The organism is Paraburkholderia sp. BL27I4N3 (assembly GCF_003386115.1).
Lineage (GTDB): Bacteria > Pseudomonadota > Gammaproteobacteria > Burkholderiales > Burkholderiaceae > Paraburkholderia.
Genome location: NZ_QREJ01000001.1, coordinates 1,836,728 through 1,851,204, shown reverse-complemented (window position 1 = coordinate 1,851,204; position 14,477 = coordinate 1,836,728). Strand labels below are relative to the sequence as shown.

General features: G+C 60.4%; 10 protein-coding genes and 2 tRNA genes. 4 read left to right on the top strand and 8 right to left on the bottom strand.

Annotation, left to right across the window (positions count from 1 at the left end):
• Nucleotides 1-9: 9 nt before the first annotated feature.
• The gene (locus B0G71_RS08515; protein ID WP_116141014.1) at nt 10-1,407 is read left to right on the top strand and encodes an undecaprenyl-phosphate glucose phosphotransferase; all 1,398 of its coding nucleotides are present in this window, start codon (nt 10-12) and stop codon (nt 1,405-1,407) included.
• 203 nt (nt 1,408-1,610) lie between these two features.
• On the opposite strand, the gene B0G71_RS08510 is transcribed toward B0G71_RS08515, so the two are convergent.
• From B0G71_RS08510 to rnr, 6 genes are all read right to left on the bottom strand, one after another.
• Nucleotides 1,611-2,033: a type II toxin-antitoxin system HigA family antitoxin gene (locus B0G71_RS08510; protein ID WP_106283637.1), complete on the bottom strand. Its 423-nt coding sequence runs from the start codon at nt 2,031-2,033 to the stop codon at nt 1,611-1,613.
• A complete protein-coding gene (locus tag B0G71_RS08505) occupies nt 2,030-2,470 on the bottom strand; it encodes a type II toxin-antitoxin system HigB family toxin (RefSeq protein WP_258875540.1) in 441 nt (146 codons plus the stop codon). The genes B0G71_RS08510 and B0G71_RS08505 overlap by 4 nt, the downstream gene beginning before the upstream one ends.
• 57 nt (nt 2,471-2,527) lie before the next feature.
• On the bottom strand, nt 2,528-3,724 hold the full coding sequence (locus B0G71_RS08500; protein WP_116141010.1) for a glycosyltransferase: 1,197 nt from the start codon (nt 3,722-3,724) through the stop codon (nt 2,528-2,530).
• 415 nt (nt 3,725-4,139) lie between these two features.
• Nucleotides 4,140-4,835, bottom strand: a complete 696-nt coding sequence (gene rpiA, locus B0G71_RS08495) for a ribose-5-phosphate isomerase RpiA (protein WP_106283640.1) — start codon at nt 4,833-4,835, stop codon at nt 4,140-4,142.
• 70 nt (nt 4,836-4,905) lie between these two features.
• On the bottom strand, nt 4,906-5,649 hold the full coding sequence (gene rlmB / locus B0G71_RS08490) for a 23S rRNA (guanosine(2251)-2'-O)-methyltransferase RlmB (RefSeq protein ID WP_106283641.1): 744 nt from the start codon (nt 5,647-5,649) through the stop codon (nt 4,906-4,908).
• Between the two features lie 186 nt (nt 5,650-5,835).
• Entirely contained in the window at nt 5,836-8,337 is a 2,502-nt protein-coding gene (gene rnr, locus B0G71_RS08485; protein WP_116141008.1) for a ribonuclease R, read from the bottom strand.
• A gap of 339 nt (nt 8,338-8,676) precedes the next feature.
• Between rnr and B0G71_RS08480 the strand changes: the two genes are divergently transcribed.
• The 3 genes from B0G71_RS08480 (at nt 8,677) to B0G71_RS08470 (ending at nt 10,530) form a co-directional block, all read left to right on the top strand.
• A tRNA-Leu gene (locus B0G71_RS08480) sits at nt 8,677-8,763 on the top strand.
• A gap of 241 nt (nt 8,764-9,004) precedes the next feature.
• Nucleotides 9,005-9,091 (top strand) — tRNA-Leu (locus B0G71_RS08475).
• 164 nt (nt 9,092-9,255) lie between these two features.
• Nucleotides 9,256-10,530 (top strand): integrase arm-type DNA-binding domain-containing protein, encoded by a 1,275-nt coding sequence (locus B0G71_RS08470; protein WP_116141006.1) that lies wholly within the window; start codon nt 9,256-9,258, stop codon nt 10,528-10,530.
• Here the strand turns inward: B0G71_RS08470 and B0G71_RS42630 are convergent.
• Both B0G71_RS42630 and B0G71_RS08460 read right to left on the bottom strand, forming a co-directional pair.
• Nucleotides 10,478-11,239, bottom strand: coding sequence for an ATP-binding protein (locus tag B0G71_RS42630; RefSeq protein WP_181916740.1), 762 nt, complete (start codon nt 11,237-11,239; stop codon nt 10,478-10,480). The two genes, B0G71_RS08470 and B0G71_RS42630, sit on opposite strands and share 53 nt — an antisense overlap.
• Nucleotides 11,240-11,252: 13 nt before the next feature.
• Nucleotides 11,253-14,336 carry a TrlF family AAA-like ATPase gene (locus B0G71_RS08460; protein ID WP_116148409.1) on the bottom strand — a complete coding sequence of 1,028 codons (3,084 nt, stop codon included), beginning with the start codon at nt 14,334-14,336 and terminating at the stop codon, nt 11,253-11,255.
• Between the last annotated feature and the right edge of the window lie 141 nt (nt 14,337-14,477).

Genomic DNA, 14,477 nt, shown 5'->3' with positions numbered 1-14,477 from the left:
GAGTCAAATATGTTCAGGAATACTGCGCGATTCCTCGACGTACTCTTCGTGATTGCGGGAGGGCTGCTCGCTCACAGGATGCGGTTCTCGACGCCGATCCCGCTGTCGGACACCGAACGGCTTCTGATTGCCTTTAACTGCGTCCTCCTGCTGTTGCTGTTCCCCGGCTTCGGGGTGTATGAAACCTGGCGCGGCAAACCGCTGCCCTCGATGCTGGCGAGAGTGGCGGCCGCGTGGATGGTGGTGGTCTTCACCGCGCTCGTGCTGGCGTTCACGCTGCATCGCATGGATGCGGTGTCGCGCTTGTGGTTCGGTTACTCGACGCTGATTTCCGGCGCACTGATCATCGTTACGAAGTGCCTCGTGCATGCGGTGCTGCGCGTGGTGCGGCGTCGCGGGATGAATTCCCGCACCGTCGCGATCGTCGGCGCACCGGGTTTCGCGCGTACACTGCTCGCCCATCTCGAACACGCGCCGCAAGCCGGCTTCAAACCGGTCTGCATGCTCGACACGAGCTGCCACACCGGTTTGGAAACGGTTCAGACGTACGGCGCGCGTCTGAACCGCCTGCCGGTCCTGACCGATCTGAACGCCTTCGCCGCCAAGGTGCGTGAAGATCACGTGAACGAAGTGTGGCTTGCGTTGCCGCTGTCAGAAGAACATACGATTTACCGGTTCACGCGCATGTTCCGGCATGACTTCGTGAATCTGCGCTTCATTCCTGATGTACGCAGCCTCTCGCTTTTCAATCACGCGCTGGTCGACGTCGTCGGTTTACCGACGCTTAATCTCAGCGCGACGCCGTTCTCATCGCCGCAGATGTGGCCCAAGCTGATCTTCGACCGCGTGTTCGCGGCGGCCGCGCTGCTCGCGCTCGCCCCGCTCTTCGCGATACTTGCGATCGGCATCAAGTTCGGCTCGCCGGGACCGGTGTTCTTTCGTCAGACGCGCAAGGGCGTGGACGGCCAGCCGTTCGCGATCTACAAGTTCCGCTCGATGACCGTGCATCATGAAGCGCAGGGCCAGCTCACCCAGGCCTCGCGCAACGACGCGCGCGTCACGAAGCTCGGCGGCTTCATGCGCCGCACCAGTCTGGACGAACTGCCGCAGTTTCTCAACGTGCTGCTCGGGCAGATGTCCGTGGTCGGCCCGCGTCCGCATGCAGTGGAACACGACGACCTCTACAAGGATCAGGTGTACGGCTACATGCACCGCTACCGGATCAAGCCAGGTATCACCGGCTGGGCGCAGGTCAACGGCTATCGCGGTGCCACCACCAAAGTGGAAAAGATGGAAGCGCGCGTCAAGTTCGATCTCTTCTACATTCACAACTGGTCGTTCTGGTTCGACATGAAGATCGTGTTCATCACGATCTTCAAGGGCTTTGTCGGCCGTAACGCTTTCTGATTGCCCCAATCCGTCTCGACCTGCAACACGCGGCTGGAAGCCGATTTCTCGCGGCAAAAAGCAGCGACATCAATACGGCAAGCACCGAAGACGACGGCCTGAAACATGCCGCCAGCTCGGTGTCGGATGGACGAGGTGAGCAACGGGAAGCTTGCCGGCCAGCACCGCGTACCGCGCGGCGCCGGGCCGGCGCTGCGCGCCTTTTACAGAAACGCGCTGACGTCGGTATGAAAACGCACGGCCAGCGCCTTGGCCACCTTCTTGCTGATGGCGCGGCGGCCCGCGAGAATATCGCTCACCACCGTGGGTGAGGCGATACCTATCAGGTCCTTCTGCTTCAGTCCGTGCGTTTCCAGCAGATGCCGCAATACCTCGCGTGGCTCCGCTTTTGGAATCGTCACGTTGTGCGCTTCCCAGCTTTCGATCAGGTCGGTCACGATCGCGAACAGATCCGAGAGCGGATCCTCTTCGTTGCCGTTCAGATGATCAGCGAGCGAGTTGGCGAGCCGCACCATGGTCTGGTAATCCTGCTCGTTGCGAATGGGCGTGATCGGCAACTGCGTTTGCAGCGCGGCCCACGTTTGAGCGATGTCGGGAAAAGCTCCCGGAAGGCGATCGGCATTCATGAGTTTAGATTCTTCCTCGTCCAAAGGTCGTATTCCGCGTGCGTCAGTACATGACGAACGAATAACGACTGCCTGTTGTAGTGAATCGCCGCAACGATCCGGAACCGGTTGCCGCCCACGTCGAAAACCGTGCATTGAGGCGGTACGTAGTCCACTCCGGCGAACGTCTGCTTCAGGTCGTTATAGCCATACGCGAGGCACGCCTGCGCCAGTGAGTACCACGTCAATAGCGCACTGCGCGCCCCCGGATGTCTCTTTATGAAGTCCAGCAACGCTTTCTTTGAAATGACCCGCATCGGATTTCCTCGCACGTGTTCGCGCGCTGAATGTGCGCGCTCTACCTGCAAGGCTAAACGGGACGGATCGACACCGATAGCCGGCCGGATGGCATAGTCCGAACGGCTATTTTGCTGCTTACCGCAGTACGACGAAAGCATTTTATTCGCATCTTGCGAAGTTCGCAAGATGCGAATAATGAGACACCCGCTTACTGCCTAGCGTCGTCCCGTCAACATGCAAAGACCGCTGACGTGGTTACCTTCGACCACGTCAGCGGCCCCAACTGCTGTTCTGCGCCGGCTCGCCGCTGCGATCGTCCGCGTGACCTCGGCCATGAACGCGCGCCGGAATGCCGCCGGCGAAAAGCGTTCAGCGTTCGCGCGACATGCCGCCGGCGTGATCTGGTCGCGCTGCCGCTCGAAACGATCGATCGCGTCGAGCATCGACACCACCGTCTGGCGCTCGAAATACACGCCGGTTGGATGCGCCTCGCCGATCGGCACCACGGTTTCGAGCGCGCCGCCCTTGCCGAATGCGATGACCGGCGTGCCGCATGCCTGCGCTTCGAGCGCGACGATGCCGAAGTCTTCCTCGGCGGCGCACACGAAAGCTCGCGCGCGTTGCAGATGGTCCTTCAGCACCTCGAAGGGCTGATCGCCGAGGATCGTCACATTGGGACCGGCCTTGGCACGAATCGACGCCATCTCCGGACCATCGCCGATCACGACCAGCCGACGGTGGGGTGTGGCATTGAAAGTTTCGACGATCAGATCGATGCGCTTGTACGGCACCATCCGCGAAGCAGTCAGATAGAAATCTTCCTTGCGCGCGCACAGCTCGAATTGGTGCACGTCGACGGGCGGCGCAATCACGGCCGCATCAAGACGGCAGGTTTTCATCAGACGACGTGCAACGAAATGCGAGTCCGCGATCAAACGGTCGATGCCGTTCGCCCGTTGCGATTCCCGGCCGCGCAGATAGTGAAGTAAGATGCGCGCCGCCCACGACTTCGGCCCATGCATTAGATGCGCTTCGCGTAGGGACTGATGTTGCAGATCCCACGCGAAGCGCATCGACGAATGCACAAAACTGACAAGCCTCTGATCCGGTCTGACCGGCACGCTCCTGGCGAGCGCAGGAGAACTCGTAATAATCAGATCGTAGACGGACAGATCGAGGCGTTCGACGGCGTGCGTCATTAAGGGCAAATAAGCTCGATAGTGGCGTCGCGCGAACGGCAGTCGTTGAATGAATGAAGTCGTCACCGGCTTGCCGCGTAGCGGCTTACGGTCTGCGAGGAAGTCGACGAGACTGAATAGATCGGCGTCGGGAAAGCATTCGATGATCTGCTCGAGCGCCTTCTCCGCGCCGCCCGGCGCGACCAGCCAGTCGTGCACGATGGCCACTTTCATGATCCCCTCGTTTTTTAATTGACGCCTTTTGTGCCTAGCAACGAGTGTATGTGGCGCGACGTTTGCTGTGCGTGCGCGTGCCCACATTCGACGCGCGACAGCTCGCGAATAATAGGCATCGCCGTTCGCCTATTGCGAATCTGCGGATCCCATGACTTCGCCTTCAAATGCGCCCGGCGATCGACGCTTGGGCACTCGTTCATTCCCTACAAACTGGGGGATGTCATGGCGTCGGCACAACGTCTTGCGGGACAAGCGCTGGGCGATGCGCGAATGGAATTTTCAGTGAGGTGATATAGACAGCGGATGCGGCGGGCAGTCAGCAGCCGCATACGCTAGTGATGTAGATGCGAGTCATGCATTCAGGCGCGAGCCGGTCGATCCAGGCCCGCGCGCGATGTTCGGTCAGCGTGGTTCAGCCCTTGCTGTACTCGATCGTCTCGACGCCGGTGTCCGTGCCGAGCAGGCACAGATTGGCGCCACGTCCGGCGAACAGCCCCACGGTCACCACGCCCGGCCATGCGTTGACATGCATTTCCAGCGTGCGCGGGTCGCTGATACGCAAACCCTTGACGTCGATGATTTCGTTGCCGTTGTCGGTAATGAACGGCGCGCCTTCCTTCGTGACGCGCACCACGGGCACGCCGCCGAGCGCCGTGACGCGGCGGCCGATCGCCGTACGGGCCATCGGCACCACTTCGATCGGCAGCGGGAAATTGCCGAGCGTCTCCACCAGCTTGCTGGCGTCGGCGATGCACACGAACACGTCCGACACCGACGCGACGATCTTCTCACGCGTCAGCGCGCCGCCGCCGCCCTTGATCATCGCGCCGCTGTGGTCGATCTCGTCGGCGCCGTCCACGTACACCGGCAGCGAATCGATTTCGTTGAGGTCGAACACCTTGATGCCGTGCGCTTGCAGGCGCGCGGTGGTAGCGAGGGAACTCGACACCGCGCCGCGGTAGCGCGCCTTGTTGGCGGCCAGCGCGTCGATGAAACAGTTCGCGGTGGAGCCGGTGCCTACGCCGATCACCGCGCCTTCGGGCACGGTGGCGGTCACGTAGTCGGCGGCGGCCTGGCCGACCAGTTGCTTGAGTTCGTCTTGAGTCATGGAAAAGGCAGGCGAGCAGTAAAAAGCGCTAGTTTACCGGAGCGGCAGACTAGCGCGGGTGGTGTCGGGATTACTTCTTCACCGCCCGTTGGCGCACCGCTTCGAACAGACACACGCCGCTCGCCACGGACACGTTCAGGCTTTCCACCGTGCCCGCCATCGGAATCTGCATGACCACATCGCAGGTGTCGCGCGTGAGGCGGCGCATGCCCTCGCCTTCGGCGCCCATCACCAGTGCGACCGGACCGTCCAGCTCCGTGTCGTAGAGGCTCTTGGTGGCCTCGCCGGCCGTGCCGACGACCCACACCCCGGCGTCCTTCAACTCGCGCAGCGCGCGCGCCAGATTCGTCACGGTGATGTACGGCACGGTGTCGGCCGCGCCGCTCGCCACCTTCGCGGCCGTCGCGTTCAAGCCCACCGCGCGGTCGCGTGGCGCGATCACCGCGTGCGCACCGGCGGCGTCGGCGACGCGCAAGCAGGCGCCGAGATTGTGCGGATCGGTCACGCCGTCGAGCACCAGAATCAGCGGCGAACCGTTGATGCCGTCGAGCAGTTCGGCCAGGTTCTGCGCGAGCGGCATGTCGCCCGCGCGCGCCACCACGCCCTGGTGACGCTCGGTATGCGCGAGGCCCCAGAGACGCGTTTCGTCGGCGGCGATCAGACGTACGCCGGCTTCTTTCGCCGCGTGCAGAAATTCGGTCATGCGACGGTCTTTGCGCGTCGCGTCGTAATAGACCTCTTCAACCGTCGACGCGTCATGCCGCATACGTGCGGTCACTGCGTGGAAACCGTATAAAACCTTGAGACGTGCCATGACTGATGCAACCTTTGATTGAGCGCGCGTTCGACGCGCGCTACTGTGATGAATACGAACCTGCGTGCTTTTACTCAGGTGCCGCGGCTGCTGTGTTCGAATGCCTGACGGCGATGAAACGCAGACCGCGCGCAACCGGCACGTTGCTATGTGCCCGATGCGCGCGGTTTGAGCAAGCAGGCCGCTTCAGCGCTTCTTGCGTGCCTGCGGCTTCTGTGCCGATTTGGTCGCGGCGCCGTGCTTCTTCGCCGCGCCGCGCGCCGCGCGTGCTTCCTTGACCGCCGCGGTTTGCGCGGGCGCGGCCTTCTTGCGGCGCGCGCCCGGCGCTGCCGCGCCACCATCCGCCGGCGGCAACGCACGCACGCGTGCGCCACCGTTTTCACCGGATGACTTGTCGGCCGACGGCCCACGCACCAGAGGCGGCTTGATCGGCGTGTCGCGCACGAGCCGGAAGTCGATCTTGCGTGCATCCAGATCCACGCGGCTCACCTGCACGCGCACGCGGTCCGACAGGCGATAACGGATCCCGGTGCGCTCGCCGCGCAACTCGTTCTTGATCTCGTCGTACTGGAAGTAGTCCGAGCCGAGTTCCGTGACGTGCACGAGGCCTTCGATAAAGAGCGAATCGAGCTGCACGAAGATGCCGAACGATGTCACGCCGTTCACCATGCCGCCGTACTCTTCGCCGAGCTTGTCGCGCATGAAGTAGCACTTCAGCCAGGCTTCGACGTCGCGCGAGGCTTCGTCGGCGCGGCGTTCATTGGCCGAGCAATGCAGGCCGAGCTCTTCCCAGATGGCCACGTTGTTGCCGCGCACGCGGCCGCGTTTTTCGTCGTCGGCTTGCTGCATGGCGCGAGCGCGCGGCGAGAGCGCCGTGTTCAACTCGACGCCTTGCGGCGGCTCGGGCTGATACTTGCGGCCCTGCAGGATCGCGTAGATCGCGCGGTGCGTGAGCAGATCGGGATAACGGCGAATCGGGCTCGTGAAGTGCGCATAAGCCTCGTACGCGAGACCGAAGTGGCCGATGTTGTCCGGACTATAGACCGCCTGCTGCATGGAGCGCAGCAGCATGGTTTGCAGCATCTGCGCGTCGGGCCGTTCGCGGATCTGCGCCATCAATGCGGCGTAGTCGCTCGCGTGCGGTTTGTCGCCGCCGGCGAGCGTGAGGCCCATGCCGCGCAGGAACGTGCGCAGATTTTCGAGCTTTTCCGCAGTCGGTCCGGCGTGCACGCGGAACAGCCCCGGATGCTTGTTGCGCTTGAGGAAGTCGGCCGCGCAGACGTTCGCGGCCAGCATGCATTCCTCGATCAGCTTGTGCGCGTCGTTGCGGGTGCGCGGAATGATCTGTTCGATCTTGCCCTGCGCATTGCAGACGATATACGTCTCGGTCGTATCGAAGTCGATCGCACCGCGTTTCTGGCGCGCGGCGAACAGCGATTTATAGACGCCGTACAGATTCTGCAGTTGCGGCAGCAGGGCGGCGCGGCGCGTGGCCTCCGGACCCTTGGTGTTCTTCAGGACCGCGGCGACTTCCGTGTAGGTCAGACGCGCGGCCGAGTGCATCACGCCGGGATAGAACTGATAGGCCTTCACTTCGCCGCGCGCGGTGACGATCATGTCGCACACCAGCACGCAACGGTCGACGTGCGGGTTCAGCGAGCACAAGCCGTTCGACAGTTTCTCCGGCAGCATGGGAATCACGCGGCGCGGGAAATACACCGAGGTGCTGCGCTCGATCGCGTCGGCGTCGAGCCCACTCTTCGGGTGCACGTAGTGGGAGACGTCCGCGATCGCGACGATCAGGCGGAAGCCCTCGCCACGGCCGACCTGAACCGGCTCGCAGTACACGGCGTCGTCGAAGTCGCGGGCGTCTTCGCCGTCGATCGTGACGAGCGGCACGTCGCGCAGATCGATGCGATGACGCGCGTCGACCGGACGCACTTCGTCGGGCAGGCGCGCGGCTTCGTCGAGCGCGGCCTGGCTGAACTCGTGCGGCACGCCGTACTTGCGCACCGCGATTTCGATTTCCATGCCGGGGTCGTCGATATCGCCGAGCACTTCCACCACGCGGCCAAGCGGCTGCGAATGCCGGCTCGGGAAATCGGTCAGTTCGACCACCACCACCTGGCCGACCTTGGCCTTCTTGGTGTTCTGCTGGATCAGAATGTCATGGCCGATGCGCTTGTCTTCGGGCGCGACGATCAGCGCGCCGTTCTCGTTGAGCAGGCGGCCGATCACGCGCTTGTTGGCGCGATCCGTGACCTCGACGATATGCCCTTCCGGACGGCCGCGCCGGTCATAGCCGACAATGCGCGCGAGCACACGGTCGTTGTGCATGACCTTCTGCATTTCGGCGGTGGGCAGGAACAGATCGTCCTGGCCGTCGTCGCGAATCAGAAAACCGTAGCCGTCGCGATGGCCTTGCACACGGCCCGCGACGAAGTTCGACGGATGAGTCAGCTGATAGAGATTGCGCTGATCGAGCCGGATCTGGCCGTCGCGCTCCATCGCGCCGAGGCGCTTGAAAAATCCTTCGCGCTCCTGGCGCTTGATCGACAGGGCTTCGGCGATGTCGTTCGCGGCAAGCGGCGCTTCACTCGTGCGCAGGACGCCGAGGATTTCCTCGCGGCTTGGAATCGGGTACGGAAATTTGCTCAAGGGCTTGTCGATGATTTTTTCTCGTTGCATGGACGTCGATCGCGATGTGGCTCGGCTTGGGAAGCGATTACAGTGCGCTCCGGTTGCGCTTCAGCTGCGCTTGAATTGCACCTGCAAATGCACAGAAAAAAAACTGCTCGGGTCCGGCTCGTTCAAGGCTGAGTCCGACGGGCGTGTGCACCGTGCCAACGAACTACTGCGAGGCATTCTAACACCCGTCTTGCGCGCCAAGCGGCCCTGTCAATAGTTGCCGGGCGGTTGCCCGCGGACGTGCGCAAGCTCGCCACGACGATGTTTAAGTGAGTTTTGAGAAACGCTTGACAGTCTCTAATCTGTCGCTATAATGGCGTTCTTTGCTGTTCATCACCTGCCCAGGTGGCGAAATTGGTAGACGCACTAGGTTCAGGTCCTAGCGGTGGCAACACTGTGGAGGTTCGAGTCCTCTCTTGGGCACCAGATTCAAAAGTAAAGCCGCTTACGAGCGGCTTTACTTTTTGTGTGAAGCCTGGTGATACGCCGTTGTTTAACAGCGCGGATTATTGGGTGGATTGAGTTGTTGGCAGGACGGTTGTCGAGTGGTGAAGGATCGCTTTACTGCGAGCGATATCCGGGCGGTTGATTGAAGCGGAGTTAGTTTGCAGGTGGGGATTGACACGCTAAATCACCACGCTAAAATAGCGGTCTAGCTTGAAGACGTGCCCAGGTGGCGGAATTGGTAGACGCACTAGGTTCAGGTCCTAGCGGTGGCAACACCGTGGAGGTTCGAGTCCTCTCCTGGGCACCATAAGGCTGTATAGCGCAGTACAGAGAAGTCCAGAAGACCCCGTAAATCATTGAATTTGCGGGGTTTTTTGTTTATTGCCGTCCAAGCAGGAACACGGCAAGCCATGTGCAGATGAGTGCGTTTTTGAGTACATTGAAAGTTCGAGATCACGCAATGTACTCACCATGCCTCTTACCGTCCGCGAAGTCGAAGCAGCCCGGCCCCGGCCAAAGCCCTACGGTGTCGCCGATGGCGACGGTCTGGTCCTCTGGGTCACGCCGGAGGGCAACAAGTTCTGGCATTTCCGCTATCGCCTGCACGGCAAGCAACCGCGTATCTCGCTGGGACGCTACCCCGACGTCACGCTTCAGAAAGCGAGGCAGCAGGCAGCGGCATACCGGACGCTCGTCGCCGACGGCGCCGATCCGCGCGCGAAACGACGGATAGACCGGCAGCGGGCGGACGCCAGCGACGACGGCACGTTCAGGGCCGCTGCTGAACTCTGGTACAGGAGCAAACAGGATGCGGGTCGGTCCGCTTCGACGCTGGACAAGATCCGGACGTACCTCGACAAGGACATCCTGCCCGAGCTCGGTTCGAGCAAGCTGGTGAACATCACGCGCGCAGACTGCGCCCGCGTTCAGGAACGCTTCGAAAAGCGTGACGCCCTCAACGTCTCGAAGAAGGCCCGCGGCTGGTTGCGCGAAATCTTCAGTCAGGCCATCGCGCGCGGCAATTGCGAATTCAATCCGGCTTCAGAACTCAGGGTCATTGCGAAAGCAGCGCCGAAGGCAAAACCCTATCCTCATCTCCTCGAACCGGAACTGCCCGACTTCCTGCGCGCGCTCGATAAATCAACGAGCCGCCTCATCGCCTACGTCGCTGCTTGGATGACGATCTGGACGGCGAGCCGTCCAGGCATGGTCCGGTACGCCGAATGGACCGAAGTCGATCTCGACGGCGCGCTGTGGACGATCTCCGCAGACAAGATGAAGATGAGGCGCAGCCATGTCACGCCCCTTCCAACCCAACTGGTCAAGGCGCTCAGGGAGCTCAAGAAGCTGACTGGCCGTCACAGGTACCTTTTCCCCGGTATCGGCACAAAGCACGAGGTCATCAGCGAAAACACCATCAACCTCGTGTTCTCCAGGATCGGCTACAAGGGGCGCATGGTTGGCCACGGTGCCCGTCACACCGCAAGCACCCTGCTTCGTGAGCACGGCTGGCAGAAGGACCACGTTGAAATGCAGCTATCCCATCTTGAGGAAGGCACTGCCGGCGACTACAACCACGCCAGGTATCTGCTACAACGTCGAGCAATGATTCAGTGGTATGCCGACTACCTCGATGTGCTCAAGACGGGTATGCGACCTGATCAGCAAGAAGGTTTTCGTCGAAGGGTCAATGTTATACGTTCACGAGCTGCTGTCGAGAACCAACGCGTGAAAACGACGACATAAGAAATTGGTACGACGCCCGAAGGTGTGGTAGCAGGAGGTGAGCGTACCGTGGATGGGCATTCAAACCGCAGCGGCCAACGACGTCGCACAGCCAACGACACCGACTGTCCGTTGACCCGCACGACAAACTGCGGGTCGTGCAGAAACCTCGCCGAAAGGATCTGTCGGACAGCATCGGGGTCCGGGAGGTGCCTAGCCACTGAGACGGACAAGATGGTGCGACTGCCCTGCCGGATGAAAGACGCTTCACTCTCGATACGGAATGGTTTTTTCCTGCTCTGCGTTCCGATCTCGAACGTGCAGCCCTTCCCCCGCGCCACGTCTCCACCGAATACAAATCCCCGAAGCAAAGCAGTCCGTGACGCCCCGCCCCGTTGCGGCCATAAGCCCTGCGTCTTAGATCCTTGCGTTCTGGCGCGAACTCAACATCTTCGCCCTGGTTCTTCACGCGATCGTATCCAAGCGTCATCCAACGCGCTTTGAACTGTGCCGGCGTCAGCCCGTGGCCGTTGTCCCTCACAACCAAGTTCGCGTCTTTGGCCAGCGGGATAGCGGTGTCCACTTGCGAGGCCCCGGCATCCCACGCATTGGCGACAAGCTCTGTTAGCGCTACCTCGGGGTCGCGGGCAATGCGGCCCAGCGTCCTGACGAGATAGTCCTCCTCGAAGAGGTAGCCAAAGCCCTGTTTTTGCTTTGCGGATCGGGGCATGGAGTGCGGCTCCTCAAAGGCCATATTTAACGCGGCGATTCTTGAAGGCTGGCTCGGTCCCTTCGAGAATCTGAACCACCTTGGCACGGATCGTTGGGTTCTCAATGCCGCCAGAGTCGTATGTAAAGCGACTCTCCGCTTTGTTGCACTGTGCGTAGATGATCTGCTCCGCGTCGCACACTACCGCTAGATTGGGGTTGTGGGTGACCATGATCACCTGCCGACGTTCCTTGGCCGCCTTAATGCACTTCACCAGAATCCGATAGATGGTCTGATTGTCCAAGTTCTCTTCGGGTTGGTCGATGACGATGGGAATGTCATCCTTGTCAACCAGCAAGTAGAAAACCAACAGCAGCAGCCCTCTTTCGCCGGGAGAGAGTTGCCCAATCTCCTGATTGTCGTAGGTTAGCGAATAGCGCGGAGAAAGGTAGGCGAGTCCATATAGATAGTCTAGGAGTTCTTGCGCTTCGACTCCCCGGCGCAACTGATCCGCCAACCGTGTTTCGCGCCCTTGTTGGTCTCGTCGGTCATAGCGAAGCATGTCATCAATTTTTTCGGCGAACACAACCGCATCGTCAGCAGTGACGAAGCTCGCCTCCCTCAACAAGACGCGCATGAGCTCATTGCTGTCATCGACCCCTGAGAAAGAGCCCCGCGACTGGCGGTTGAGGCGCCCAAGAAAATGTTCTTGGAATCGAGACTCCTCGATCCTGACCTCGAAGTCTAGCGGCAGAGACATGTCCATCTTTTCTGCCGATTTCACAAAAGCTTGAACGGGTTCATAGAGGCGCTTGTATTCGTCGCCGGTCGCGACGATATGCTCGTGGATCTTCTTGGTTAGTTCGATTCGGTTGGCGCGCAGCCCCGCTAGTCTATTGGGCAGCGCGTTCAGCCCTTCCAGCTCCGCCTCGAACCAAGCGATGCTGTTGACCTTGTCCTTGCTGCCAACGAGATCGACCTTGGCTCCTTCCCACTCGGCTAGCGCCTCCTTATAACGGATGAACAACCGCTGCTTCTCATCCAGTTTGCCCTTGGTCGCCGCGATCGCAGTCTCGACGCCTTCCCTGCGCTTCATCAGGCTGCCGGGTTCGGCGCTCTGAAGCTGGGCGTCAATGTCGAGAATTTCATTGCCAACCGCCGTGGCGATATTGTCGATCGGCGCGGATTCAATCCGGAGCTCGACCAGATCCTCCACCTTAACCCCCGAGTCCAGCTCGTTGAGCAGCGCCTGCAACTCCGCCACGAACAGCTCGTGCGTCTTGCGGTGGTTTGAGAGCGCTTGAACAATTCGCTTTGACACCGCTTGCTTCTTCGCCGCCAGACTCTTGCGCTCGCGAAGCGTCGCCTCTTCCTTGCTGATCTCTTGCGCTTGCTGTTCAAGCGTTTGAATCAACGCCGCCGCCTGCTGTGATTCCACCTGTGCCGTGGCGGAAGCGCCGGGATCTTCAATCTCCGCCGGCTTGGCCCCCTCCAACGCCACGAGCTCGGCCTTCTTGGTGGCGAGTTGCTCCTCCAGTCCAACCTTGAATTCCTGAGTTAGTCGTTTCTGCGTCAGAAGAATTTCGGCATTAATTTTGGAAATTTCATTAAGAACGCTTTGCCTCGCCGCGTTGATTTCCGCCACCTTGAAGTCGAGCAACTCGTCCATCGATGCTTTGCCAAGCTGATCCTCTTCGGGGACGTGGGAGTAGATAATCTTTCGCAGTTCAGTGTCGAATGTCGATGACCCGCCCCCTCCGAGCTCGTTGCAAAGGGTTTCAAGGTAGCTTTGCGGCAGATACTTCACGCGCTCCACGCTGCTCGCCTGGGGATCCTCATCAAGATCCCGCTTGGATTGGTTCCCATCCTGCCAAACGAGGGTTCCGACGAAGTGCTGCGCCAAACGCCCTTTTGGGTTGCGAAACCTGTTGTCGTTGAGAAAAGAAAAACCGCCATGGTTCTTAGTGTCGCCGACAAGCGCAATGATGTCAGAAAGCGCGCTCTTTCCGCTTCCCTTGTTGCCGATGATGGCCACTAAATCGGCGTTCAACGGCAGATCGACATCGAACCATGTGTCGGTTAGGGTCGAGCCCGGCTTCTTGCCAATGCGGATGGCCGAAGCGTATTTCGTCCGATTTCTTTCGACCAACTGCCTCTTGGGCGGGACGTCACCTACATAAACCCTATCATCGAACTCGTATATCGCCTGAGCAAGACCAGAGAAAGTGGCATCCGCCTTGATCCAAGTGAAGCAATTGCCGATCCTATCCTTGTGTTCGGTGTTGCGTAGGTGGTGAGCGTCGGAGCAGTCCAACAGGGCGGCGTTTACCCCTGACTCTCGCAGCTTATTCCGCCCTTTCAAATACGCCTCGGGATTCTCCGCGGCCGTGAATACAAGATCGGCCTCGTTGATGACGCTCTTCTTCTCAGCGATCGTATGGTCGTCCCACTTGAGGTTCTCCCATTCGGTCTTGCCGATGGCGAGAAGATGGCGATCGGCCAAAAGTGGTTTGGACAGGGCCAATTTCACGCGCTCAAAACCCACGTTGAGATTGTTGAACCCCTCTTTCAGTGGTGAACCAAAAGCATCCCGTTTGTCGGCGGGAACCGAATCAATGATCGCCTGACCCAATGCGGTAAGATTCTCGGGGGTGATCACCCCGCCCCACGTCCCTCCGGCAGCTTCGGCACCCGCAATGAGCTTGTAGTCGGGGCTGATCGCGCTCAGAAACTGCTCTCGGATCAGCGCTGGCTCGACTTGATCGAAAATCACATGCAGATTGATACGGCTCCACCCTGATTGAGTGAAACCACCTTTTCCCTCCTTGACCACGCCGCCGAATTTGTCGAGCCGGAGCTCAACAACAGGCAGGATCAAATCCAGATTTTTCAGACGGCCGCCTTCACGCTTTGCTTTGAGCACTCGCTCATAGCCGTCGACGAACAGGTAATCGTTGATGCCGATAACCTTAAAATCAGGCGGGAGCGCTTCGAGATCCGAGAAAAAGGCTTCCCACGCCTCCTCTAGCTTTCCAGGGTAGTTGTTGACGATTGATGCAGGAGTGTGGACGTGGAGATCCCACTTCTTCCATGTCGATCCGATTCTCTCATTGGACATGCTCAGCCCCATGTTTTTATGTTCTCGGCTTCCGCGGGCGCACTGTTCCGCGTCCGAACCCGCCTCAGCAGCACCCCTCGGGGCGCACGCTCCGACTCAATCGGTATGGCGCACAGCCAGCCGCCGGCCTTTCTTGTTCGG